Annotated in this window: 19 protein-coding genes; 5 read left to right on the top strand and 14 right to left on the bottom strand. The window is 70.3% G+C overall.

Features of this window, described 5'->3' with window-relative positions; genetic code table 11:
* Nucleotides 1-173: 173 nt before the first annotated feature.
* The 3 genes from ACIBCM_RS23940 to ACIBCM_RS23930 all read right to left on the bottom strand — a co-directional run bounded on the left by ACIBCM_RS23940 (nt 174) and on the right by ACIBCM_RS23930 (nt 6358).
* Complete coding sequence (locus tag ACIBCM_RS23940; protein WP_399246374.1) at nt 174-3986, bottom strand: ribonuclease E/G; 3813 nt, start codon at nt 3984-3986, stop codon at nt 174-176.
* 282 nt (nt 3987-4268) lie between these two features.
* Nucleotides 4269-5015, bottom strand: coding sequence for a TIGR03936 family radical SAM-associated protein (locus ACIBCM_RS23935; protein WP_399246421.1), 747 nt, complete (start codon nt 5013-5015; stop codon nt 4269-4271).
* A gap of 131 nt (nt 5016-5146) precedes the next feature.
* Nucleotides 5147-6358 (bottom strand): hypothetical protein, encoded by a 1212-nt coding sequence (locus ACIBCM_RS23930; RefSeq protein WP_399246372.1) that lies wholly within the window; start codon nt 6356-6358, stop codon nt 5147-5149.
* A 391-nt stretch (nt 6359-6749) separates the two neighbouring features.
* On the opposite strand from ACIBCM_RS23930, the gene ACIBCM_RS23925 reads away from it, so the two are divergent.
* Entirely contained in the window at nt 6750-7163 is a 414-nt protein-coding gene (locus ACIBCM_RS23925; protein ID WP_399246370.1) for a hypothetical protein, read from the top strand.
* Between the two features lie 523 nt (nt 7164-7686).
* On the opposite strand, the gene ACIBCM_RS23920 is transcribed toward ACIBCM_RS23925, so the two are convergent.
* From ACIBCM_RS23920 to ACIBCM_RS23910, 3 genes are all read right to left on the bottom strand, one after another.
* Nucleotides 7687-8142 (bottom strand): tail fiber domain-containing protein, encoded by a 456-nt coding sequence (locus ACIBCM_RS23920; RefSeq protein ID WP_399246368.1) that lies wholly within the window; start codon nt 8140-8142, stop codon nt 7687-7689.
* Nucleotides 8139-8537, bottom strand: coding sequence for a hypothetical protein (locus ACIBCM_RS23915; protein WP_399246366.1), 399 nt, complete (start codon nt 8535-8537; stop codon nt 8139-8141). The genes ACIBCM_RS23920 and ACIBCM_RS23915 overlap by 4 nt, the downstream gene beginning before the upstream one ends.
* A 250-nt stretch (nt 8538-8787) precedes the next feature.
* Entirely contained in the window at nt 8788-8949 is a 162-nt protein-coding gene (locus ACIBCM_RS23910) for a hypothetical protein (protein WP_399246364.1), read from the bottom strand.
* A 143-nt stretch (nt 8950-9092) separates the two neighbouring features.
* Here ACIBCM_RS23910 and ACIBCM_RS23905 point away from each other — a divergent pair, with 143 nt between their 5' ends.
* Nucleotides 9093-10667, top strand: a complete 1575-nt coding sequence (locus ACIBCM_RS23905) for a recombinase family protein (RefSeq protein ID WP_399246362.1) — start codon at nt 9093-9095, stop codon at nt 10665-10667.
* Between the two features lie 245 nt (nt 10668-10912).
* On the opposite strand, the gene ACIBCM_RS23900 is transcribed toward ACIBCM_RS23905, so the two are convergent.
* Both ACIBCM_RS23900 and ACIBCM_RS23895 read right to left on the bottom strand, forming a co-directional pair.
* Nucleotides 10913-11701, bottom strand: coding sequence for a hypothetical protein (locus tag ACIBCM_RS23900; protein ID WP_399246360.1), 789 nt, complete (start codon nt 11699-11701; stop codon nt 10913-10915).
* A 116-nt stretch (nt 11702-11817) separates the two neighbouring features.
* A complete protein-coding gene (locus tag ACIBCM_RS23895) occupies nt 11818-12309 on the bottom strand; it encodes a helix-turn-helix transcriptional regulator (RefSeq protein ID WP_399246358.1) in 492 nt (163 codons plus the stop codon).
* A gap of 345 nt (nt 12310-12654) precedes the next feature.
* Here ACIBCM_RS23895 and ACIBCM_RS23890 point away from each other — a divergent pair, with 345 nt between their 5' ends.
* Genes ACIBCM_RS23890 through ACIBCM_RS23880 form a run of 3 tightly spaced genes read left to right on the top strand, consistent with a single transcriptional unit; the run spans nt 12655 to nt 14161 of the window.
* The gene (locus ACIBCM_RS23890) at nt 12655-12828 is read left to right on the top strand and encodes a hypothetical protein (RefSeq protein ID WP_399246356.1); all 174 of its coding nucleotides are present in this window, start codon (nt 12655-12657) and stop codon (nt 12826-12828) included.
* A 56-nt stretch (nt 12829-12884) separates the two neighbouring features.
* Nucleotides 12885-13793, top strand: coding sequence for a radical SAM protein (locus tag ACIBCM_RS23885; RefSeq protein ID WP_399246354.1), 909 nt, complete (start codon nt 12885-12887; stop codon nt 13791-13793).
* A 26-nt stretch (nt 13794-13819) separates the two neighbouring features.
* Nucleotides 13820-14161 (top strand): hypothetical protein, encoded by a 342-nt coding sequence (locus tag ACIBCM_RS23880; RefSeq protein WP_399246352.1) that lies wholly within the window; start codon nt 13820-13822, stop codon nt 14159-14161.
* A gap of 239 nt (nt 14162-14400) precedes the next feature.
* On the opposite strand, the gene ACIBCM_RS23875 is transcribed toward ACIBCM_RS23880, so the two are convergent.
* The 6 genes from ACIBCM_RS23875 to mreC all read right to left on the bottom strand — a co-directional run bounded on the left by ACIBCM_RS23875 (nt 14401) and on the right by mreC (nt 23491).
* Entirely contained in the window at nt 14401-16329 is a 1929-nt protein-coding gene (locus ACIBCM_RS23875) for a TIGR03960 family B12-binding radical SAM protein (protein WP_399246350.1), read from the bottom strand.
* Between the two features lie 204 nt (nt 16330-16533).
* Nucleotides 16534-18072 carry a CHAD domain-containing protein gene (locus ACIBCM_RS23870; protein ID WP_399246348.1) on the bottom strand — a complete coding sequence of 513 codons (1539 nt, stop codon included), beginning with the start codon at nt 18070-18072 and terminating at the stop codon, nt 16534-16536.
* 168 nt (nt 18073-18240) lie between these two features.
* Nucleotides 18241-19443 carry a rod shape-determining protein RodA gene (rodA, locus tag ACIBCM_RS23865; RefSeq protein WP_399246346.1) on the bottom strand — a complete coding sequence of 401 codons (1203 nt, stop codon included), beginning with the start codon at nt 19441-19443 and terminating at the stop codon, nt 18241-18243.
* A 3-nt stretch (nt 19444-19446) separates the two neighbouring features.
* Nucleotides 19447-21705, bottom strand: a complete 2259-nt coding sequence (gene mrdA / locus ACIBCM_RS23860) for a penicillin-binding protein 2 (RefSeq protein WP_399246344.1) — start codon at nt 21703-21705, stop codon at nt 19447-19449.
* Between the two features lie 22 nt (nt 21706-21727).
* Nucleotides 21728-22396: a rod shape-determining protein MreD gene (mreD, locus tag ACIBCM_RS23855; protein WP_399246342.1), complete on the bottom strand. Its 669-nt coding sequence runs from the start codon at nt 22394-22396 to the stop codon at nt 21728-21730.
* 12 nt (nt 22397-22408) lie between these two features.
* The gene (gene mreC / locus ACIBCM_RS23850) at nt 22409-23491 is read right to left on the bottom strand and encodes a rod shape-determining protein MreC (protein WP_399246340.1); all 1083 of its coding nucleotides are present in this window, start codon (nt 23489-23491) and stop codon (nt 22409-22411) included.
* Nucleotides 23492-23548 lie beyond the last annotated feature (57 nt).

The raw sequence follows: 23548 nt of genomic DNA, 5'->3' as shown, positions 1-23548 counted from the left end.
CCGGCAGCAACCGCCGTAACATTATCAGGGATTTCGGGGCCCCTTTCGGGGCCGTTAAGGGAAGCACCGCATCAATTCGGCGACAAACACCGTGTCCCATCCCCTGCTGTGGGATGGGACACGGTGCATTCACCGATCACTCATCGAATGTTCGCCTTCCCGCTTCGGGCGGATCAGTTTTCCGTGACCGCCGTCACCGAAGGAAGCGCCTGCTGCTCGGCCGCCGCCGTGGTCTTCTTGGCCGCCTTCTTCGCGGTGGCCTTCTTCGCCGCGCTCTTCTTGGCCGCCGTCTTCTTGGTGGCGGCCTTCTTCGCGGTGGCCTTCTTGGCGGTCTTGCGGGCCGCCTTCCTGGCCGGTGCCGCCTCGGCCTCCGGCTCCGGCGCCCCGGCCGCATCGTCCGGGGAGATCCCGGGCGTGGCGTCGACCACGACGACCGCGGCCTCCTCGGCGCCCGTGGGCGAGCCGGCCGGTGCGGTGACCTTGCGGGTCACCCGGCGGCGGGCACGCGGCGCGGCCGGTGCCTGCTCCTCCTGCGCGGGAACCTCGGCCGCCGGTGCCTGCTCGGCCGGCGCCGCCTCGGCACCGGGGGCCTCCGGCTCGGCGGCCCCCGCCTTGGTCTCGACGACCACCTCGGGCTCGGACGCCTTCGGCGAGCCGGCGGGCGCGGTCGCCTTACGTGTCGCGCGGCGGCGCGTACGGCCGGCGGGGGCGGGCTCCGGAGCCTCGGGAGCCTCGGGAGCCGCCACGGACTCGGCGGCGGCCGGCTCCGGCTCGACCGCGGCCGGCGCGGCGGGAGCCGCCTCGGTCACGATCTCCGCCTCGGCGGCCTGCGCCTCGGCGGCCTTCGGCGAACCGCTCGGCGCGGACGCCCTGCGGGTCGCCCGGCGACGGCCGCGGCCGCGCTGGGCGGCGGCCTCCGCCTCGGCCGCGCTGTTGTACAGCTCCTCGTCCGGTACGAACGCGGGCGCGGCGAGCGCGACCGGCTCGGCCACCTCGGCGGCAATCTCCGCCTCGGTCTCGGTCCCGGCGGCCTCGGCCACCGCGACGGCCTCGTGCTCGTGCGGCTGCTCGGCCCCGCCGCGGCCGCGCTTCTTCGAGCGCTTGCCGCCGCCACCGCCGCCGACCGAGGTCGGCTGCTCCATATGCACGATCACACCGCGGCCGTTGCAGTGGACACAGGTCTCGGAGAACGACTCCAGCAGCCCCTGGCCCACCCGCTTGCGGGTCATCTGGACCAGGCCCAGCGAGGTGACCTCGGCGACCTGGTGCTTCGTACGGTCACGTCCCAGGCACTCCAGCAGCCGCCGCATCACCAGATCGCGGTTGGACTCCAGCACCATGTCGATGAAGTCGACGACGACGATGCCGCCGAGGTCGCGCAGCCGCAGCTGACGCACGATCTCCTCGGCCGCCTCCAGGTTGTTCCTGGTGACCGTCTCCTCCAGATTGCCGCCCTGGCCGGTGAACTTGCCGGTGTTGACGTCGATCACGACCATGGCCTCGGTCTTGTCGATCACCAGCGAGCCGCCGGACGGCAGCCAGACCTTGCGGTCCAGCGCCTTCATCAGCTGCTCGTCGATGCGGTAGGTCGCGAAGACGTCGACCTCGCTCGTCCAGCGCTGAAGACGGTCCACCAGATCCGGCGCGACATGCGCGACATAGCCGTGGACGGTCTCCCACGCCTCGTCACCGCTGACGATGACCTTGGAGAAGTCCTCGTTGAAGATGTCGCGGACGACCCGGACGGTCATGTCCGGCTCACCGTAGAGCAGCGACGGAGCACCGCCGCTCTTCGTCTTCTTCTTGATGTCCTCCCACTGCGACTGGAGCCGCTCCACATCGCGGCGCAGCTCGTCCTCGCTGGCGCCCTCGGCGGCGGTGCGCACGATGACGCCCGCGTCCTCGGGGACGATCTTCTTGAGGATGGTCTTCAGCCGGGCGCGCTCGGTGTCGGGCAGCTTGCGGCTGATGCCGGTCATCGAGCCCTCGGGCACGTACACCAGATAGCGGCCGGGCAGGGACACCTGGCTGGTCAGCCGCGCTCCCTTGTGACCGATCGGGTCCTTCGTGACCTGGACGAGCACCGACTGGCCGGACTTCAGCGCGGCCTCGATACGGCGGGGGCCGCCCGACATGCCGAGCGCCTCGAAGTTGACCTCACCGGCGTACAGGACCGCGTTGCGGCCCTTGCCGATGTCGACGAACGCGGCCTCCATCGACGGCAGGACGTTCTGCACCTTGCCCAGGTAGACATTGCCGACGTACGACGTCGACTGCTCCTTGTTGACGTAGTGCTCGACGAGGACGTTGTCCTCCAGCACACCGATCTGGGTGCGCTCGCCGCTCTGGCGGACGACCATCACCCGCTCGACGGCCTCACGGCGGGCCAGGAACTCGGCCTCGGTGATGATCGGCACCCTGCGGCGGCCCTGCTCACGGCCCTCGCGGCGGCGCTGCTTCTTGGCCTCCAGCCGGGTGGAGCCCTTGATGGACTGCACCGCGTCCTGGAAGTCCGAGGGCTCCTCACTCCTGGTGCGCGCGGCACGGGGCTCGCGGACCTTGACGACCGTACGCTCCGGGTCGCCCGTGTCCGACTCGTCGTCCGCGCCGGACTCACCGCTGCGACGACGACGGCGACGGCGACGACGGCTGCTGGAGGAACCGGCGGCGGGCGCCCCGGCCTCGGCCTCCTCGTCCTCCTGCTCCTCGCCCTCGTCAGCCGACTCCTCGGCGGCGGCCTCGGTGGCCGGTTCGGGGTGCTGCTCGTCCGAGGTCTCGTCGGTGTCCCCGGACTCGCCACGGCGACGGCGGCGGCCGCCACGGCGGCGGCGGCGCGAGGGACGGTCGTCGGACTCGTCGTACTCCTCGCCCTCGTCGGGTGCCTCCTCCGCGGCCTGCTCGCTCTCCTCGGCGGCGGCGGCGGGCTGCTCGGCGCTCTCGCTCCGGCGACGGCGGCGCCGCCGCCCGGCCGGCTCGGGCTCGGGCTCGGGGGCCGCCTCGGCCTCCACCACGGCGGTTTCGTCCTCGGCCGGCTCCTCGTCCTCGACGTCCGCTGCCGCGGCGGCGGCAGCGGCAGCGGCGGCCGTCTCCGGGGTCTGGAACATGGGCTCGGCGAAGACGGGGGCCTGGAAGAGCGCGACCGCGGGGCGCCCGGCACGGGCCGGCTTCCCGGTGGGCTCCGTCTGCTGGGCGGTGAACTCGGCGGGGGCGGCTGCCTGGCGCTTACGGCCCCGGGTCGCGGCCTTCTCGGCGGCGGTGACCTCGTCCTCGTGCGAGGCGATCTCGGACACGGAGCCCACGGGCAGGCTCTCTCCCGTCCCGACGGTCTCCTCAGCGGCCTCGGCGGACACGGCCTCGGCCACCGGCTCGGGCGCGGCGGTCTTGCGCGTCGCCCGGCGACGCTTGCGCGGCGCGGGCGCCTCCTCCTCGGCGACCGCCTCGGCAGCGGGCTCCACAGCCTCGCCAGCCTGCGGCGCTCCCGCGGGCGCGGAAGCCCGACGACGCGTACGCCGGGCAGGCACCGCCTCCGCCTCAACAGTCTCGACGGCCTCTTCCGTACCCTCGGCCACCACGGACTCGGCGGACACGGCCTCAGCGGACACGGCCCCGGCCACCGGCTCCGGCGCGGCAGTCTTGCGCGTCGCCCGACGACGGGTACGCGGCGCGGGCGCCTCCTCCTCCCCAGCCGCCTCCGCAGCGGGCTCCACGGCCTCGCCGACCTGCGGCGCTCCCGCGGGCGCGGTCGCCTTGCGGGTCGCCCGGCGGCGGGTGCGCGGCGCGGGTACGTCGTCCTCCACCGGCTCCGCGGCGGGAGCCGGGGCGGCGACGGTCTCCACGACCTCCTCGCCGCCTGCGGCGACCGGCGGCCCCGCGGGCCGCGAGGCGGCGCGCCGACGCCGACGCGGCGGCAGCGTGTCGCTGGGGGTCACGCGGTCTTCTTCGTTGTGGTTGTCACCGGCGGTGCCGGGTTCGTTCGACTCGTGCATGCGGGCGGTTCTCCCGTCACGCTCCCGGGCGCCACGCCTCTTTCCGGTCCGGTCCCGGCCCGCGCGTCGCGCGGTGCCGCCGTCCGGGGCGCGGGCGCCGCACGGGAGCTGATGATGTATGGCTCGCCGGTTCCGTACGCGATGTACGCACGGCCTGGCGAAAGTCTTCTGGTGTTGTCGCGGCCCGACCCAGGTGGCTTCCGAGTACAAGGGCTGCGCTGCGACGACTGCCTGTGTGCGGCACGACCATCGGTCGCCGTCGCGGTGTTCCCCCCGGCGGAGCTAGGGGAAGGCCGTCCCGACGGCCGTGGTGGGAGCGGCCGGGACTGCCTCGCGGTCGAGCGCGAGCGGGTCGGTCACCGTGCCGGACTCCTCGTCGAAGAGCCCCTGCGCCAGCCTGGTCACCGCTGCGGGGACCGGCGGCGCCAGGTCGGCCACAGCGCGGAGACCGGACAGGACGTCGTCGGGTCGCACGGCAGGTGTTACGTGCCGTACTACCAGCCGCAGTATCGCACAGGGCTGGTCCAGGGGCCTATCAGGCTGTGGACGAAGTGCCCGCAGCTCCACCACGGCACCCCGCGCGTCGAAGGTCCGCACTCCGTTCTTCGTCCTGCGCTGTACGTCGACGGTCCCGGCCGCGAGGAAGGACGTGACCGCCTTCTCCGCGTCCTCGGCACCTACGCCGTCGAGCCGCAGCTCCCACACGGAGGCGGTGAGCCGGTCGGCGAGTCCCGGTGTACGGGCCTCGACGGCGTCGGTGATGTCGAGCCCGCTCGGCAGCGATCCGTTCAGCAGCTCGCGCAGCGTCCCGGGGTCGCGGGGCTCGGTGAGGGCGATCTCCAGATACTCGGCCTCGCTGCCCGTGCCGGTGGGTGCGGCATTGGCGTACGACACCTTCGGGTGCGGGGTGAAGCCCGCTGAGTACGCCATGGGTACCTCGGCGCGCCGCAGCGCCCGCTCGAAGGCGCGCTGGAAGTCACGGTGGCTGGTGAACCGGAGGCGGCCGCGCTTGGTGTAGCGCAAGCGGATGCGCTGTACCGCGGGTGCGGGCGGCGGGCCTTCGGGCTGTCGCTTGCCCAGTGGTTCTTCTCCTCGGTGCGGAGCGGTCGCGGTGGCGCGCCGCCCTGTCCATGCGGGGTGTCCCGTGGGGCCCGCCCGGTTCACCCCCGCTTGTGCAGGGAGATCTCGGGCCCGGCCGCCGTGCCGGGGACAGTCGTCTTTCTCCCCAGAGTACGCGCCGGAGGGACAACCGGTTCCACAGGTTCCGGCACGCGTTTCCCACCGCCCAGTGCCCGCCACGCGCTCTGCCTGGCCTGACCCACCGCCTCACGGGCCGACCGGAACGCGGAACGGGTGGCCTCTCCCGCCTCGATCGCGGCCCTCTTCACCGGCCGCCAGATCACATCGCGCACCGTGTGTCCCACGGGTACGCAGACGTTCTGGTAGAACCAGCGCGCGGGCCGGGTCACGAGTGTGCGGAGAAGCCACAGCAGCCCGTCGCCGAGGGCACGGGTGAGATATCCGGCGATCCGCCAGGCGACACCGATCGCGGCGGCGATCTCGGCGCCGACGGGCTTGAGGACCCGGCGCCAGAGCCGCCCGAGGGGTGGTGCCAGCAACTGTAGGACGACCCAGGCCAGCGGCTTGAACAGCAGATACACAAAGATCCAGCCGGTGGCCCGGCCGATGCCGGCGATCAGCAGGCCGAGCAGCCGGAGCGTCTGGCCGGACAGCCAGAGCGTCCCGTGTCCCAGCGGGGTCAGCAGCGAGCGGTAGACCCACACCGACGGCACCGCGATCCCGTACGTCCACACCGGCACGACGACAAAGCGCCACAGGCCGACGAAGGGCCAGACGAACAGCGCCAGTCCCGCCCACTTCAGCGCGGGCGCCAGCACCGACCGGAAGAGCCGGCCGCCGGGGCGGGCCAGCAGATGGACGGCGGCCCAGGACAGACCGTGGCCCAGCGGGGTCAGCAGCGAGCGGTACACCCACACCGACGGCACCGCGATCCCGTACGTCCACACCGGCACGACGACATAACGCCACAGGCCGACGAAGGGCCAGACGAGCAGCAGCTTCGCCAGGAGGAGCAGGGCCAGGCCCAGTCCGTACGCGGCGGGGGCCAGAGCGTGTTCGTACAGCCAGACCAGAGCGTTGCCCAGCGGTCTGAGCAGCGCGCGGTGGGTCGCCCGGCCGGTGAGGGCGAGCAGGTCCCACACCAGCCGCACGGGTACGACGACGATCAGCACCACGATCCGCACGGGCACCCGCACGGCCACCGCCAGGCATCCCTCGGGCTCGGGTGCCGGGGCGGGCACCCGCCGGGGAGTGTCCGGGACCGCCCCGGGTGCCGGTTTGCGCAGATCCATGTCAGACAAGACGCAGCGCGCGCCCGTACGGATGCCGCATCCGCCTCCCCCGTTCCCCCGTGCCCGTAGCTACTTCACCAACTACAGCGGCAGCAGCTTCCGTCCCGTCGGCCGACCTGGATCTCCGTCTGCATGGCGGGACAGAAAGACACAGGATTGAATCCATCAACTGTCCACCGACATGAAGACGTACGACATTGAGGCGGAGTGGACGCCGTCTGACCTGGCCATGCTGGAGAAGCTGAAGAGGGCGGAGGCGCTCCTCCCCGCAGACGCACCCCGAGCGAGATGAAGCGCCGCGAAGAGGCCGTCACCTTCTGCATGACGGGACTCGAACCAGAAGGCCGTTTCTCGATGAACCGATGCACGCGGGAGCAGGCGGAGAAAGACCTTGGACAAGCTCACGGACGAGCCGAACGCCATCGACCCCGAGACCACGCAGGACCGATGGGCGCTCGTCCACAACGGGAAGACGTTCCGCCAGATGTGGGAAGAGGGCGGCATGGAAGCCATGGCGGAGGCTCTGCGCCGAGTCGGCATCACCTGTGAGGTGACGCGAACCAAGGTCAAGTGGGTACGTGCACCCTCCGTCCATCCACGACTGAGGATCCCTCGCGATGTGCGCGAACACCTCGTCATCAAGGGTGACGACTTCGCCACGAAACTCTGGCGGACGGACGACGGCAGACCCTCGCCCGCGCCTGAGCGCCGGGCGAGGAGTCCGCTCTCCCGCTCAGCCTGCTCGACAGGCGAGTGGATCACCACGTACGAATACTGTCCCGCTCCCGAGAGAGCGGCACTGTAGCTCCCGCCGCGCAGACGGCGGTAGAGTCGGCCACTCCGTGAAGGGGCCGCCCTCCTGAGGGGCCGGCTGCCAGATCAGGGGCACCCCGAGCGCGAACGGTACGCGCGATCTCCCACCTCATTGCCGAAGCACGGCCACGTCCGCCGCCGCCAACCGCCAGGAGGTCGCGAACCCTGATCATCACGAGCGAGATCGTCCGGATCCGCGAAGAGTGCGCGTCCGTACTCGTCGAAGGAGACAGCCACGGACCTGTCCCTGGAGGGGAGACCGTACGGAAGGGAATGCCGTCAGGAAGACCGGGGGGCCAGGCGGACGGGGCGCCGCCGCGCCCCCGCGAGGGGCAGGCCGTAGGGCAAGACGCTTCCCTCTCTTCGGATCCGCATCGAGTGCGCCTGAGGCAGGCGCACCGGCGTTCCGCCGGCGCCATCACGGCAGCGGCCCCGCCTGCGGGCGGGGCCGCTCGTCGTTCCCTGGGTACACGCTCCCCCGTGCGCCAAAGACGCCCAGGGGACGCGCCGCGGTACTATCGGCTGCCCGGCACCATGCGGGGCGCGACGTCGCCCTGGGCGACAACGGTCACGGCCTGATCCTGCCGCGCGCGCAGCAGATCGACCTGCTCGCGCAGGGACACGAGTTCACCCTGGGTTTCGGCCAGCAGGCGGTGCAGTGCCTGAATGGCCACGATGCTCACCCCGTTGGCGTCGGTGCAGCAGATCGTCTTGTCATCGACGCCGACACCGAACGCGGCCCACCAGTCCTGCGCCATCGGCCCGAGGTGGCGCACCTCAGGCGGATCGGCGGTGTAACGCCACGTACTCACCGGCAGTTTCAGGACTTCGTCCAGCAGTTTGAATCCGTTGACCGGCTCACAGGACTGAACCTGACCCTGCTCAGCCGTGGACGCCACCGGCGACCACACCGCACCGGTCATCCGGGATGCCGCCCGACGAATCAGCCAGCTCCTCAGACGACTGCTCACCGCTCCCACACGACCGGGACGACGTCGGACTTGATGTTCCGGTCAGACCCAGCAGGGGGTGTCTGTGTCGGTGTCGGAATCACAATGGAGTTGCTGAGCAGGTTGAGCAGACCGATGTTCGGGGCGAACACATTGGTCTGCCCACAGATACCGACGTAGCCGACACAGTTGCTGGCGCTCGACGGGACGTTCGCCTGGTGGGAACCACCCGGGATCACGTGGTGTTCGCCCTGATCAGAATCGGTACGGTACGAGTCAGCCGCAACCACGTTCGCCCCGCCGAGGACTGTCAGTCCCAACAGTGAAACAAGTCCCAAGACCTTGATGGGTCTCACCGGGATCTCCTTCCGGAAACAAGAGAGTGCCGCCACGACAACGGCGCCGATGGGCGACATGCTCTCCTTTCCTCCTCTCTGCCGGCGCCGCTGACACTCGGAACTCACTCGTGCGGCTGCGCTTCACCACCCACACGACCGCAGCCCCAGGGTGGGGCCCGCGTACGCCCCTCGGCTCCCCCGCTCAACGTCCGCGAAGACGTGGCCCCGCACATGACATCCGCTACACCCGGCGTCCTCACTCCGAGGGGCGGACGTCCTCGTCGTTCACCGGCGGAGCTGAGATCTTCATGTGCTGCCGTTCGCTGACCTACACCCGCTCGACCGCCGAGACGATGCCGGTCTCCCGTCGCGGAACCGGGAGCGGCATGTGCCGTACCGGGCGGGAAGCCTGCTCACGCTCTGTCGCCCCGAGTCCCCGAAGGAACTCGGCACGCTCCGACTCCGTCATCCAGGCCAGCGCCTCAGCCACCCGCCGAACGGCATCGCCGCCGGTCACTACGGCTTCTTGACCGAGAGTGGAAGCAGCTTCCTGCCAGTGGGGCCGATCTGGATGGAGGTGTCCATCTGGGGGCAGATGGACACAGGGCCACATCCATCCATACGCTCCGGCCCATGAAGACGTATGCCGTCGAGACCGAGTGGACTGCCTCAGACCTGGCCCTCTTGGAGGACCTGAAGAAGGCGGAGGCTCTACTCCCTGCGGACGCTCCGCGCGCCCTGCTGTCCATCCGCCTGTCCGTTCTTACAGAGGACACCACGTCGCCGGTACGGCAGGAGCTTGACCTCCGCCTCCTGGCCAGAGAGAAGGGGTGCCGCGTGGTCGGCGTCGCCTCTGACCTCAACGTGTCGGCAACGAAGGTTCCGCCGTGGAAGCGGAAGGAGCTTGGCGAGTGGCTCAACAACCGAGCCCCGGAGTTCGATGTCCTTCTCTTCTGGAAGCTCGACCGGTTCATCCGCCGCATGTCGGACCTCTCGACCATGATCGAGTGGTGCGAGCGGTACGGGAAGAACCTCGTTTCGAAGAACGACAGCATCGATCTCGAATCGACTGTCGGCCGGATGATGGTCACGCTCATCGGCGGTATCGCCGAGATCGAGGCGGCGAACACGTCGACCCGGGTCGCGTCACTGTGGGACTACACGCGGACTCAGGACGCATGGTTCGTCGGCAAGCCCGCGTACGGCTTCGTCACCACGAAGGCGAACGGAAGGCCGTCCCTGGCCATCGAGCCGAACGCGTACAAGGCGCTGCACTGGGCTCGCCGCATGGCGCTTCGGGGAGTGTCCGCCCGGCGTATGGCTCTGTGTCTCGTCCGCTCCGGACTCATGTCCTCAGGACTCACGACGACGACTCTTCTCCGACGCCTCCGTAACCCGGCGCTCATGGGTTACCGAGTAGAGGAGAACAAGAACAAGGGTGTCCGCCGTTCGAAGCCGATACTCGGACACGACGGCAAGCCGATCAAGGTAGCCGAGCCGATCTTCAGCAAGGAGGAGTACGAGGAACTCCAAGAGGCCATCGACCGGCGCGGCAAGAACCAACCCCAGCGCCAGACGCACGGCGCGACGCAGTTCCTGGGAGTCCTCACCTGTGTCGACTGCACGTCGAACATGACCGTGCACGTCACGACCAACAAGTTCGGCCAGTACCAGTACCTTCGGTGCCAGAAGTGCAAGAGCGGAGGGCTCGGCGCACCCGATCCACAGGGTGTGTACGACGTGCTCGTGAACGACGTGCTGAGAGTGCTCGGCGACTTCCCCGTACAGGTGCGGGAGTACGCGCAGGGGGCGGAGGCACGGGCCGAAGTGAAGCGACTCGAAGAGGCCATCACCTACTACATGACGGGCCTTGAGCCGGGAGGCCGCTACACGAAGACGCGGTTCACTCACGAGCAGGCGGAGAAGGCGCTCGATAAGCTGACCGACGAGCTGAGCGCGATCGACCCCGAGACCACACAGGACCGCTGGACGCTCGTCCACAACGGGAAGACGTTCCGCCAGGTCTGGGAGCAGGGCGGCATGGAAGCCATGGCCGAGGATCTGCGCCGCGTCGGCGTCACATGCGCGGTGACTCGAACCAAGGTCAAGGGCGTGCGCGCCCCCTCCGTGCACCTGCGGTTGAAGATCCCCCGCGATGTGCGTGAACGTCTCGTCATCAAGGGCGACGACTTCGCCACGAAGCTCTGACGGCCGGACACCGGGGACTCCTCACCCATGCCTGAACCACGGGGCGGGGAGTCCCCGTCCGCCCCGCTTGACAGTCGACGCCTCACCACGTAGGAATGCTGTCCCGCTCCCGATGGAGCGGCACCGTAGCTCCCGCCCCGCAGAGGGCGGTAGAGCTGGCCACTCCGTGAAGGGGCCGCCATCCCGAGGGGCTGGCAGGGGAAGCCGAGGGCACCCCGAGCGCGAACGGTACGCGCGACTTCCACTCACCCACTGAGGCGTAGTCGCGTACTGGCCTCGGTCGCCATCAGGAGGTCGCCAACCTTGGCCATCACGATCGAAGTCGTCTGGACCTGTGAGGTGTGCACCTCACCTCTCACAGACGAACGGACCCACTGCTGCGGCCCCGAAACGCTGTCCGCCTGATGGGGGCCGTCAAGGACATGGGGCGGCGGCTCCACCAGATCAAGCACCGCCCGCACCTCTGCGACGTGGGCGTACTCGGCGAGCCGGGCCAGCACGAACCGGCCCCGTTCCGCCGTGCGCTCGCTGGCCACGTCCGCCGACAGGCTGAGCACCCGTTCGGCGGTCGCCGCCGCCTCCTCCGGTTCGTTGGCGTCGGCACAGGCCACGGCGAGCCACGACAGGTAGAGCGCGAGTTCCCGGGCGTGCGTCGCGTCGTACCGGCTGAGCACGTCCCGCAGGAGCGGCACGGCCCGAAGCGGTCGGTGCAGCTCGGTGTAGACCCGGGATTCCATGACCTGGAGTTCACCCGCGTCCACCCAGTACAGCCAGGTCGGGGACTCGGTCCCCTCGCTGTCCTCGGCCAGTGCTTCCCCGGCTTCTCCGAGGGCCCGCATGGCTTGCTGCGCACTCTCAGGACCCCCGGCTTTCGTGTGGGCCCACGCGACCCGGTCGAGGTAAAGCGCCCGTGCTCTCGGGGGTGCCGCCGGCCCGGCTTCGGCCAATGCCGCGCGGGCGAGGTCCAGGCCCTCCGCTTCGCGGCCGGTGTTGCTGAGCTGGTAGGCCAGCGACCCGGCGAGGTTCCCGGCCAAGGTGTGGTCCTCGGCCTGCTGGGCCGCGCTGAGCCCCAGCCGGTAGATGCGCTCCGCGTCGGCGTGCTGGCCGGCGTCGCTGGCGATCCACCCGGCGATCTGGGCGAACTCGCCGATCAGGCTGAGAAGGTGGCGGCCGGTCTCCTCGGTATGCCGGGCTTCCCGGTAGAGGTGATGGCGGCGCGCAGGTCCCGCATCGCCCGCCCGATCAGGTCCAGTCCGTAGACGACATCGTCGGCCAGTCGCAGCCCGTGAACCCTTTGGTGCAGGTCACGTACGACCCCCTCCCCGATACGGCGTCCGTTCCTGGCGCTGAGAGGGGCCAGTGGGTCACCTTCGGGAAGGTAGTCGGCCAGCGACGGCATCGCTGGTTCCGGGGGCACCGGAGGGCCTGTGAGTACTTCGACGGTAACCCCCAGAACAGCGGCGAGGAAGGGAAGCCAGTCGCGGGGGGTGCGCCGACCGGCTTCCCACCGGCTGATCTCCTGGGCGCTGACCGGCTTGCCCTGCACCCCCGCCGCACGGCACAGCTCCCACGCCAAGCGCGCCTGAGTCCATCCACGCTGTTTCCGCAGACGCCTGGTGCTGGCCCCGATCACCGTGGTCATCTTCCCAGTGTGGCCGACACATTGGCCCATGTGAGGGCCCATGCCGGGCCAATGGATGCCGACCTTCCGCAGGCCGAGGCTGAACGGTATGAAGCCCAGCACTGAGGCCCGACGATTCCTGTCCCGTCTCTCCGGAGCGCGCGGAGTGGCCGGGGTGCTCCTGGTGCAGAAAGCCGACCCCGCCCCGGAGGGAGCAGACCTCGTTCCGGGGGATGCCCTGCGGTGGCCGAAGTGCCGGTGTGGATCGACGCGGTGCCCGGACTGCCCGCCCCCGGTGGAGCAGACCGCGAACGGCCTGCGGACCAGGCTCGCGGGGGTCAACCGGAGAAGCCGCAGGGGCAAGCCGTGATCCGGCCGCCGGTCGCCAAGCAGCGACACGGAACCGCACGGCGTTCCGCCCGGAGGTTGTGGGCGGTCGTCAAGCGGTTCCTCGGCCGCGCCGCGTGGCCGACGTTCGCGTTCGGCGTGGTCGTCCTGTGCTTCGCCACCGTGGCGCTCGCCATCACGGACAACCTCTGAGACTCGCGCCCCGCTCAGCGGAAACCACCATCCCCTAAGCCGTAAGGAGCCTCACCATGAGTGCTGCCCGGAACCTGTTGAAGTTCGCGTGGTTAGAGGTGACGGGACTCTGCAACGAGTTCTGTGATCACTGCTACGCCGACTCGTCCCCCAAGGGGACGCACGGCACGATGACCGTGCCGGACTGGAAGAACACGATCGATCAACTCGCGGCCATGGGTGGACAGGACGTTCAGTTCATCGGCGGAGAGCCGACGCTGTACCCGCACCTCCGCGAGCTGATCGAGCATGCGCACGGAGCGGGACTGGGGATCGAGGTGTTCTCGAACCTGACCCACATCCGCGACGAGCTGTGGGAGACCTTCACGGAGTGCGGCGTCAAGCTGGCCACGTCGTACTACTCCGACAGCGCGGAAGACCACGACACGGTGACCCGACTCAAGGGGTCCCACAAGCGGACCCGGGCGAACGTGGAAAAGGCGCTGAGCCTGGATATCCCGCTTCGCGGCGGAGTCGTGGCAGTCCGGGAAGGTCAGCGCGTCCAAGAGGCGGCACGGGACCTTACGGCGCTCGGCGTGGGCACGGTGGGCGGAGACAGGACCCGGGCGTTCGGCCGGGCCAGTCGAGGAGCCGCGCCGACCATCGCCGACCTGTGCGGACACTGCGCCCGCGAGAAGTGCGCCATCGGCCCGACGGGGGACGTGTGGCCCTGCGTCCTCGGAAGGTTCCTCACCATCGGCAACGTGCGGGAAACCCCGCTCGCCGACATCTGGGGCGGTACCCGGATGGACAAGGTGACCGCTGACATCACGGCCGTCCACGGAGACGGCGCGCAGTCGTGCACGCCCCCGCAGTTCCTCCCGATGTGCGGACCGTGCCAGCCCTGCGTTCCCTCGGTCGGGCACTGCGATCCGAGGGAGGCGAACCCGGCGGTCGAAGCCGCTAGCATCGGCGCACCCGCTTGACCCGCCGAGAATCCTGGGGTGCGCAGATGGACGACCACGGAGACGACTTCGGCCGGTGGGGGACGGAAGCCTCCCCCGATGCCGTCCAGCGGAGCGACGAGGAATGGGCCGTCATCGCCGGGTACATCCGGCACGCCGCGAACAAGCTCGGCCCCACGCTTCCGCTGTGCCTCCCGGGAGAGCCCCAGGAGTGCGGGCGCACTGCGCAGCAACATGTGCTGGCGTGGTCGGCCCACCTCAAGGCCGTCGCCCATCACCTGATCGAACAGTCGGCCCCCAGCGAGGCACGCGCCGCCCACGTGGCCGGACCTCTGTATCAGCGGCGACTGACCGAACTGCGTTCCCTGAACGCACCCCAGCACGTCTAGCACAACGAGGACGGCCGGACAGATGACTGCCCGGCCGTCTCTCAGCGCCTACACCCACTCGACCGCCGAGACGATTCCCGGATCGTGCCGAGGAGCGGGGAGCGGCGTGCGCCGCACAGGGCGGGGAGCCTGCTCTCGCTCCCTTGCCCCGAGCCCCCGGAGGATCTCGGTACGCTCCGCCTCGCTCATGCCAGCAAGCGTCTCAGCCATCCTCTGGACAGCATCGCCGCTGGTCACGGCTACTTCTTGACCTCAAGCGGGAGCAGCTTCTTGCCCGTCGGCCCTGTTTGTGGCCATGTGTCGAACTGAGGACAGACCCCGCAGTCGAAGCAGGGCGTCCAGCGGCAGTCCTCGACCTCGGTCTCGTCGAGGGCGTCCTGCCAGTCCTCCCAGAGCCAGTCCTTGTCGAGCCCGGAGTCGAGGTGGTCCCAGGGCAGGACCTCCTCGTAGGTGCGCTCACGGGTGGTGTACCAGTCGACGTCCACCCCGAACTCCGGCAGCGCCTTGTCCGCGCACCGCATCCAGCGGTCGTACGAGAAGTGCTCCCGCCAGCCGTCGAAACGGCCGCCGTCCTCGTAGACGGCGCGGATGACCGCGCCCACCCGGCGGTCGCCGCGCGAGAGCAGGCCCTCGACGATGCCGGGCTTGCCGTCGTGGTAGCGGAAGCCGATGGAGCGGCCGTACTTCTTGTCCCCGCGGATCTTGTCGCGGAGCTTTTCGAGACGGGCGTCGGTCTCCTCGGCGCCGAGCTGCGGGGCCCACTGGAAGGGGGTGTGCGGCTTGGGGACGAAGCCGCCGATGGAGACCGTGCAGCGGATGTCGTTGGACCCGGAGACCTCGCGGCCCTTGGCGATGACGTTGACCGCCATGTCGCCGATCTGGAGCACGTCCTCGTCGGTCTCGGTCGGGAGCCCGCACATGAAGTACAGCTTCACCTGCCGCCAGCCGTTGCCGTACGCGGTGGCGACCGTGCGGATCAGGTCCTCCTCCGAGACCATCTTGTTGATGACCTTGCGCATCCGCTCGGAGCCGCCCTCGGGGGCGAAGGTAAGTCCGGAGCGGCGGCCGTTGCGGGTCAGCTCGTTGGCCAGGTCGACATTGAACGCGTCCACACGGGTGGAGGGCAGGGACAGCCCGATCTTGTCCTCCTCGTACCGGTCCGCGAGCCCCTTGGCGATGTCGCCGATCTCGGAGTGGTCCGCGCTGGACAGCGACAGGAGGCCGACCTCCTCGAAACCCGTCGCCTTCAGCCCCTTGTCGACCATCTCGCCGATACCGGTGATGCTCCGCTCCCGCACGGGGCGCGTGATCATGCCGGCCTGGCAGAAACGGCAGCCGCGGGTGCAGCCGCGGAAGATCTCGACGGACATCCGCTCATGGACGGTCTCGGCGAGCGGGACGAGCGGCTGCTTCGGGTACGGCCACTCGTCGAGGTCCATGACGGTGTGCTTGGACACCCGCCACGGGACGCCCGAACGGTTCGGCACGACCCGGCCGATACGGCCGTCCGGCAGATACTCCACGTCGTAGAACGCGGGGACGTAGACACCGCCGGTCCTCGCCAGCCGGAAGAGGACCTCCTCCCGGCCGCCGGGGCGCCCCTCGGCCTTCCAGGCGCGGACGATCTCCGTGATGTCGAGCACGGCCTGCTCGCCGTCGCCGATGACCGCGCAGTCGATGAACTCCGCGATCGGCTCCGGGTTGAAGGCCGCGTGCCCGCCCGCGAGAACGATCGGGTGGTCCACCGTCCGGTCCTTCGCGGCCAGCGGGATGCCCGCCAGATCGAGGGCGGTCAGCATGTTCGTGTACCCCAGCTCCGTGGAGAAGCTGAGGCCGAACACGTCGAACGCCCCGACCGGCCGGTGCGAGTCCACCGTGAACTGGGGTACGCCGTGCTCCCGCATCAGCGCCTCCAGATCGGGCCATACGCTGTACGTCCGCTCGGCGAGCACCCCCTCGCGCTCGTTCAGTACCTCGTAGAGGATCATGACGCCCTGGTTGGGCAGCCCGACCTCGTACGCGTCCGGATACATCAGGGCCCAGCGGACGTCGGTGGCCTCCCAGTCCTTGACGGTGGAGTTCAGCTCCCCGCCGACGTACTGGATCGGCTTCTGCACATGCGGGAGGAGAGCTTCGAGCTGTGGGAAGACCGACTCGGCAGCAGACATCTCAGGGCTTTCGTGAGCTGGCAGGAGTGACCATCCAGCGTACCGTGAGCATCAGCCGCCCCGTGCCGTGAGCGTTTCCCGGGCTGCAACCGCCCGGCGCCGTCCGCCTTCTCCCGGCCCCGGTCCGCCAGGCGCCGTCCGCTTACTCCCGAGCTCCGGCCGTCCCGTGCCGTCCTCCGCTGCCGTCCGCGGTCTCCCGGAACCTCAGCCTCCCAGCGCCGCCCGCAGTTTCCCGGCCGACGCACGCGCCCAGACACCGAGGGCCTCCCGCTCCAGTTCGGCGGCCGTCGACTGCTCCCGGGCATACAGCAGACCCCAGGTGAAGGCCGACTCCCCCGCCGCGTGGGCCTGGATCGCCAGATCCCGCAGGGCGTCCCGGGCCACCACACTGTCCTGGTGGTCGCCGAGGACGGTCTGGAGGGCCTTCATACGCCTGGCGAAGCGCTTTGCGGGCCTCCCCAGCGCGGGGACGGCCGCCTCGGCGGCGTACCGGGTGCGCTTGGCCGCCTTGCGGGCGTCGTGCAGGGCGAGATCGCGCTCCTGGCCCGGCGGGAGGTCCAGGGCGTGGGTGACCCGCTGTTCCAGCCGCCCGTAGTCCTTGAGCACGGCCTTCGGGATGACCGTGGCCGCCGGGCCGGATGCCGCCTTCAGCAGCGGCGGGTCCGCCAGCAGCGCGTCCAGGGAGTCCAGCAGGGCGAGATAGCGCCGGCTGTCGAGGGTGGTGACGGCCCGGCGGCGCGCGCCCGCGCCCCGGGCCACGCTCCAGACGCGCAGCCGCCCGCGTACCGGGCCGAGCAGCAGCGTCCGGGGTACGGCGCCGATCCGGGACCGCAGCCGCTCGGCGAGAACCTCCTGGTCACGGGCGACCCCCAGCTCGCCGGCCAGCCACTTCAGCTCCTCGCCGATCGGGTCCGTGACGGCCCGGTCGAGGATCCTGCGGTAGGTGCGGAACGCGCTGCGCAGGCGGCGGGTGGCGATCCGCATCTGGTGGACCGAGTCGGGCAGATCGCGCCGTACCGCCGGGTCGTACGCGAGCAGGGCGGCGGACTGCTTGCGCAGATAGGCGAGGATGTAGCCGCCCGCGTCCGACGGGGTGGCGGGCTCGGTGGCGGGCACGTCGAAACCCGTCTCGGCAAGCGCTCTCGCCAGCTTGGACGGGGCGCTCGACGGCCGGATCCCCGCCTTGCGGAGCCGCTTGCCGGTCCGGTCGAGGAACGCGGGGTCGCCGTCGTCCGCCAGCTCCACCTCGATCTCGTCCCAGGCGGCCGTACGCCCGTCGTCGAGGCGCTCGGCGCGGACGGCGTCCCTGCTCAGTTCGGCCAGCAGAGTGCCGTCGCCCTCCCCGTTCCCGCCGCCGTCCCCGTCGCTCATGAGGTGGTGGACCTCCCGGGTGGAGCGCAGGCGCACCAGCGGCACCAGTTCGGCGTCCCTGGTCCGGGCCCTGACCAGGGCGGCGAGGCCGCGCGGGATGCGCGGGGCGAGGGGGGCGCCGATCTCGTCGCGCACACCGGGGGCCACGGGCAGTTTGAGGTGCCAGCCGGCGTCGCCGCCGCCGGTGCGCCGCCGCAGGGTGATGGAGGCGGCGGCGAGCCGCAGGTCGGCCGTGTCGTAGTAGACGGCGTCGAGTTCCATGACGCCCTGGTCGAGGACGGCCGCGACCCCGGCCACCCGGGTCAGGTCCGGCAGTCGGGTCTCGGGGGTGGCTTCGTACTTCCGCTCGATCTCGCGCTTCGTGTCCGCCATGTTTTGAATCTAGTTCGCGGCGGCCGTCTTCGGCAGACCCAGGGCGGTGACGAGGTACTTCCGGCGGGTCCCCGTTCGGATCGGGCGGGCCCGGCGGGATCCGCCGGAAGGCCCTGGGGCGCTTGTGATGGATCCTGCCGGGCTCCGGCCCGGTCCACCGCAAACTCCCTAAGCCGTTATCGGCCGCTGGACCCGGATCGACTGGAGAAGGCCGATCGCCACCCAGACCGCGAACATGGACGAGCCTCCGTACGAGACGAACGGCAGCGGCAGTCCGGCCACCGGCATGATGCCGAGGGTCATACCGATGTTCTCGAAGGACTGGAACGCGAACCAGGCGATGATCCCGGCCGCCACGATCGTGCCGTACAGCTCGGTGGTCTCCCGGGCGATCCGGCAGGCCCGCCACAGGACCACACCGAGCAGCACCAGGATCAGCCCGGCGCCGAGGAAGCCCAGCTCCTCGCCCGCGACGGTGAAGACGAAGTCCGTCTGCTGCTCGGGAACGAACTGGCCGGTGGTCTGGGAGCCCTTGAACAGGCCCATGCCCGTCAGCCCGCCCGAGCCGATCGCGATGCGCGCCTGGTTGGTGTTGTAGCCGACGCCCGCCGGGTCCAGCTCCGGGTTGGCGAAGGCGGCGAAGCGGTTGATCTGGTACTCGTCGAGCAGACCGAGCGCGGTCACCAGGACGGCTCCGGCGACGCCGCTGCCGATGAGTCCGAGGATCCAGCGGTTGGACGCGCCGGAGGCGAGGAGCACCCCGAGGACGATCACCGCCATGACCATGACGGAGCCGAGGTCCGGCATCATCATGACGATCGCCATGGGCAGCGCGGCCAGGCCCAGGGACTTGGCGACCGTGCGGTGGTCGGGATGGACCAGATCACCGGCGTCCACCCGGGCGGCGAGCAGCATCGCCATACCCAGGATGATCGTGATCTTCACGAATTCCGAGGGCTGGATGGAGAAGCCCCCGCCGATCACGATCCACGCGTGCGCGCCGTTGATGGTCGCCCCGACGGGGGTGAGCACCAGCAGGATGAGCAGGACGGAGACCCCGTACAGCACCGGGACCGCGCCGCGCAGGGTGCGGTGGCCGAGCCAGACAGTCCCGGCCATCAGCGCGAAGCCGATCCCGGTGTTGAGGAGATGGCGGAAGAGGAAGTAGTACGGGTCGCCCTGGTTCAGCTCGGTGCGCCCCCGGGTCGCCGACCAGACGAGCAGCGCGCCGATGCCGGAGAGCGCGACGGCGGAGAACAGCAGCGGCCAGTCCAGCCGGCGGACGATCGAGTCCCGCGCGGTGAGCCGGGTCCACAGACCGCCGCGCTGGGGACCGTAGCCCGAGACGGAGAAGCCATGGGTGCCGGACATGCCTCAGTCCCTCCGCGCGGGGGTGCCCGCCAGCTGCTGGTTTCCGTCCCGCCGGTCCTGCCGGGGACCCGCCGGGGTCTGCTGCGGTGTCTGCGGCTGGTTCTGCCGGTCGCCGTCCGTGAGTCCGGTGCCGTCCTCGGCCTTCTTCTCCTTCTCGGGCTGGTACGGCCGGATCGCGGGCGCGTCGATGGTGCCGTCGGCCTGGATCTTGGGGAGGGCCTTCTGCGGCTTGGGCAGCAGCGCCTTCTTCAGGTCCTGTCCGCCCTTGTCGTCGAGCCCGTACATCGCCTCGTAGATATTGCGGACGGCCGGGCCGGAGGCGCCCGAGCCGGTACCGCCCTGGGAAATCGTCATCACGATCGTGTAGTCGTCGGTGTACGTGGCGAACCATGAGGTCGTCTGCTTGCCGAAGACCTCGGCGGTACCCGTCTTGGCGTGCATCGGGATCTTGTCGTGGGGCCAGCCGTTGAAGCGCCAGGCGGCCGATCCGGTGGTCACGACTCCCGCGAGGGCGTCGTTTATCTGGTTCCTGGTCCTGTTGTCCATGGGGAGCCTGCCGTGCGACGCCGGCTTGATCTCCTGGACGCTCCGGCCGTCGGGGCTGACGATCGCCTTGCCGATGGTGGGGTTGTAGAGCGTGCCGCCGTTGGCGATGGCCGCGTAGACCGTCGCCATCTGGATCGGGGTGACGAGGATGTCGCCCTGGCCGATGGAGTAGTTCACGGAGTCACCCGCGCGCATCAGATTGCCTTCGAGGCAGTTCTCGTAGGCGATCTGCTCGACGTAGTCGCCGCCCTTCTTGCCCTGCTTGCACCAGCCGTCCTTGTTGGCCTTCCAGAAGTCCTGCTTCCACTGGCGGTCGGGGACGCGGCCCTTGACCTCGTTGGGGAGGTCGATACCGGTCTCCTTGCCGAGGCCGAACTGGTGCGCGGTCCGGTAGAACCAGTCCTTCGCCTTCTTCTTGGGCTTGGTGCCGCCGTCCTTCTGCCACTCGTTGTAGGCGAGTCCGTAGTAGACGGTGTCGCAGGAGACCTCCAGGGCGCGGCCGAGGCTGATGGAGCCGTACCCCCTGGACTCGAAGTTCTTGAACTCCCGGCCGCCGAAGGAGAGCGAGGAGGGGCAGGGGTAGTTGCCGTTGAACTCGTATCCGGCCTTGACCGCGGCGGCCGACGAGACGACCTTGAAGATCGAGCCGGGCGCGGCCTGGCCCTGGATCGCCCGGTTCAGCAGCGGATAGTTGGAGTCCTTGCCGGTCAGCTTCGCGTAGTCCTTGGCGGAGATCCCCCCGACCCAGGCGTTGGGGTCGTACGTCGGCTGGGAGGCCATCGACACGACCCGCCCGGTCTTGTTCTCCATCACCACGACGGCGCCCGCGTCGGCCTTGTAGTTCTCCCGGGTGTTGCGGTCGAACTCCTTGCGGGCGGCCTTCATCGCCTGGTTCAGCTCGTACTCGGCGACCGCCTGGACGCGGGCGTCGATGGAGGTGACGAGATTGGCGCCGGGCTGGGCCTCGTCGCGGTCGGCCTCGCCGATGACCCGGCCGAGGTTGTCGACCTCGTAGCGGGTGACTCCCGCCTTGCCGCGCAGGGCCTTGTCGTAGGTGCGTTCGATGCCGGAGCGTCCGACCTGGTCGGAGCGGAGGTAGGGCGAGTCGGAGTCCTTGGCCTTCTCGATCTCGTCGTCGGTAACGGGCGAGAGATAGCCGAGGACCTGGGCGGTGTTGGCCTTGCCGGGCGCGGTGTAGCGGCGTACGGCGGTGGGCTCGGCGGTGATGCCGGGGAAGTCCTCGGCGCGCTCGCGGATCTGGAGCGCCTGCTGGGTGGTGGCCTCGTCGGTGACGGGGATCGGCTGGTAGGGCGAGCCGTTCCAGCAGGGCTGGGGGGTCTTGGCGTCGCAGAGCCTGACCTTGCCGATGACGTCCTGCGGCTTCATGCCGAGGACTCCGGCGAGACGGGTGAGAACGCCTTTGCCGTCGTCCTTCATCTTCATCAGCTCGGTCCGGGATGCGGAGACGACCAGCCGGGTCTCGTTGTCGGCGAGCGGGATGCCCCGGGCGTCGAGGATGGAGCCGCGGACGGCGGGCTGGACGACCCGCTGGACCCCGTTGTTCTTGGCCTCGTCGGTGTACTCCTGGCCGTTGCGGATCTGGAGGTACCAGAGGCGGCCGCCGAGGGTGAGGAGCAGGGAGAAGACCAGTACCTGGATGACGACGAGCCGGATCTGGACCCGGGGGGTCCGCCCGGTCTCGGGGATATTGCTCATGGTGTGCGTGCCCCTCCCGCGGTCACAGTCGCTTGACGCCCTTGATGCGGCCGGCCCGTGCCGCTCTGCCGCGCGCGGCCTTGGCGCGCAGTCCCCCGCGCTGGCCGCCGATCCGCAGCCCGGTGCCGGAGGCGAGCCAGCCGGACGCGACGTCGCCGCCACCGCCGTCCCGGCTCTCGGCGAGGGGGTCGTTGTCGGTGCGGCGGGCGAGCGCCATGATGAACGGCACGGTGAACGGCGCGAGCAGCAGATCGTAGACGACGGCCGTGAACAGCAGGCTGCCGAGGCCGACATGTCGGGCGGCGGTGTCCCCGACGAGGGCTCCCACGCCCGCGTACAGCAGCGTGGAGCCGATGGCCGCGGCGACGACCACGAGCATGGGCCCGGTGGCGGACCTGAGCCGGCCGTTCTCCGGGCGGGCCAGGCCCGCGAGATAGCCGATCACACACAGGACGAGGGCGTAGCGGCCGGCCGCGTGATCGGCGGGCGGCGCGAGATCGGCGAGCAGGCCCGCGCCGAAGCCGATGAAGGCGCCCGCCAGATGCCCGTACACCATGGCGAGTCCGAGCACGGTGAGCAGCACCAGATCGGGGACGGCGCCGGGGAGCTGGAGGCGGGCGAGGACGGAGACCTGGACGACGAGGGCGACCACGACGAGGGCCGAGGAGAGAAGCATCCGGTTGACGCGCATGACGGTGGGCTCCTACCGCTGGTCGTTCGGGCCGGTGGTGCCGGGGGTGCTCCGGCCCTGGCCTCCGTCGCTCGGGGTGTCGTCCGGCGGGGTGCTCGGGTCGCCGGACGCCACGCCCGGGTCGTCGCCCTGGACGCCGTCCCGGCTCTCGCTCCGCCCCTGGACGTCGGCGCCGCCGGAAGAGGGGGTGACCGTGACGGTCACGGTCGGTGTGGGCTTGGTCTTGGGCGGGGCGGGCTTGGGCGGCAGGACCGTGTCGCGCGGGTCCGTCCGGGGCGCCTCGACGACCACACCGACGATGTCGAGCTTGGTGAAGCCGACATACGGCCTGACGTAGATCGTGCGGGTCAGATCGCCGCCGGAGGGGTCGACGCGGACGACCTCGCCGATGGGGACACCGGGCACGAACGGCCTGGCGGCCTGGGAGCCGAAGGTGACCAGCCGGTCGCCCTTCTTCACCTTGGACTTGCCGTTGAGCAGCTGGACGGAGAGCGGGCGGTCGCCCTGGCCGGTGGCGAAGCCCAGCTCGTCGGTCTTCTCCATCCGGGTGCCGACGGTGAAGTCCGGGTCGTTGGCGAGCAGTACGGTCGCGGTGCCCGGGCCGACGGTGGTGACCCGGCCGACGAGTCCGTCGCCGTTGAGGACGGTCATGTCCCGCTTGATGCCGTCACGCGAGCCCACGTCGATGGTCACGGTCCAGGAGAAACCCTGGGCCGCTCCTATGGCGATGACCTCCGCGCCCTTGATGCCGTACTGCCCGGCACCGGCCGTCTTCAGCATCTTGTCCAGCTCGCGGGCGCGGCTGCGGTTGCGGTCGTCGCTGCCGAGCCGGGCCTTCAGCGCCGCGTTCTCCCGCTCCAGGGCGCTGATGCGGTCATGGCGCTCGCCGGAGTCCCGCACGGCGCCTATGGCGTTGCCGACCGGGTTCACGGCGGTCGCGACACCGTCCTCGATCGGCCCGAAGACGGTGGCGGCGGCCTGCCGGGCGCCGTCGACCGGTGAGTCCTCGCCCCCGCGGATGTCCACCGTGATCAAAGCGAACGCGATGGCGATCAGCAGCACCAGGAGCAGCCGGCTCTCTCGTGTGTCCCTCACGTGCGGCGGCCGTGCCTTCCTCGTAGGAATGTCGATGTCTGTATATCAACGATCGGC

Source organism: Streptomyces sp. NPDC051018 (genome assembly GCF_044456085.1).
Lineage (GTDB): Bacteria > Actinomycetota > Actinomycetes > Streptomycetales > Streptomycetaceae > Streptomyces.
Note: the sequence above shows the minus strand (reverse complement) of the source record. Positions and strands in the feature narration are given on the sequence as shown.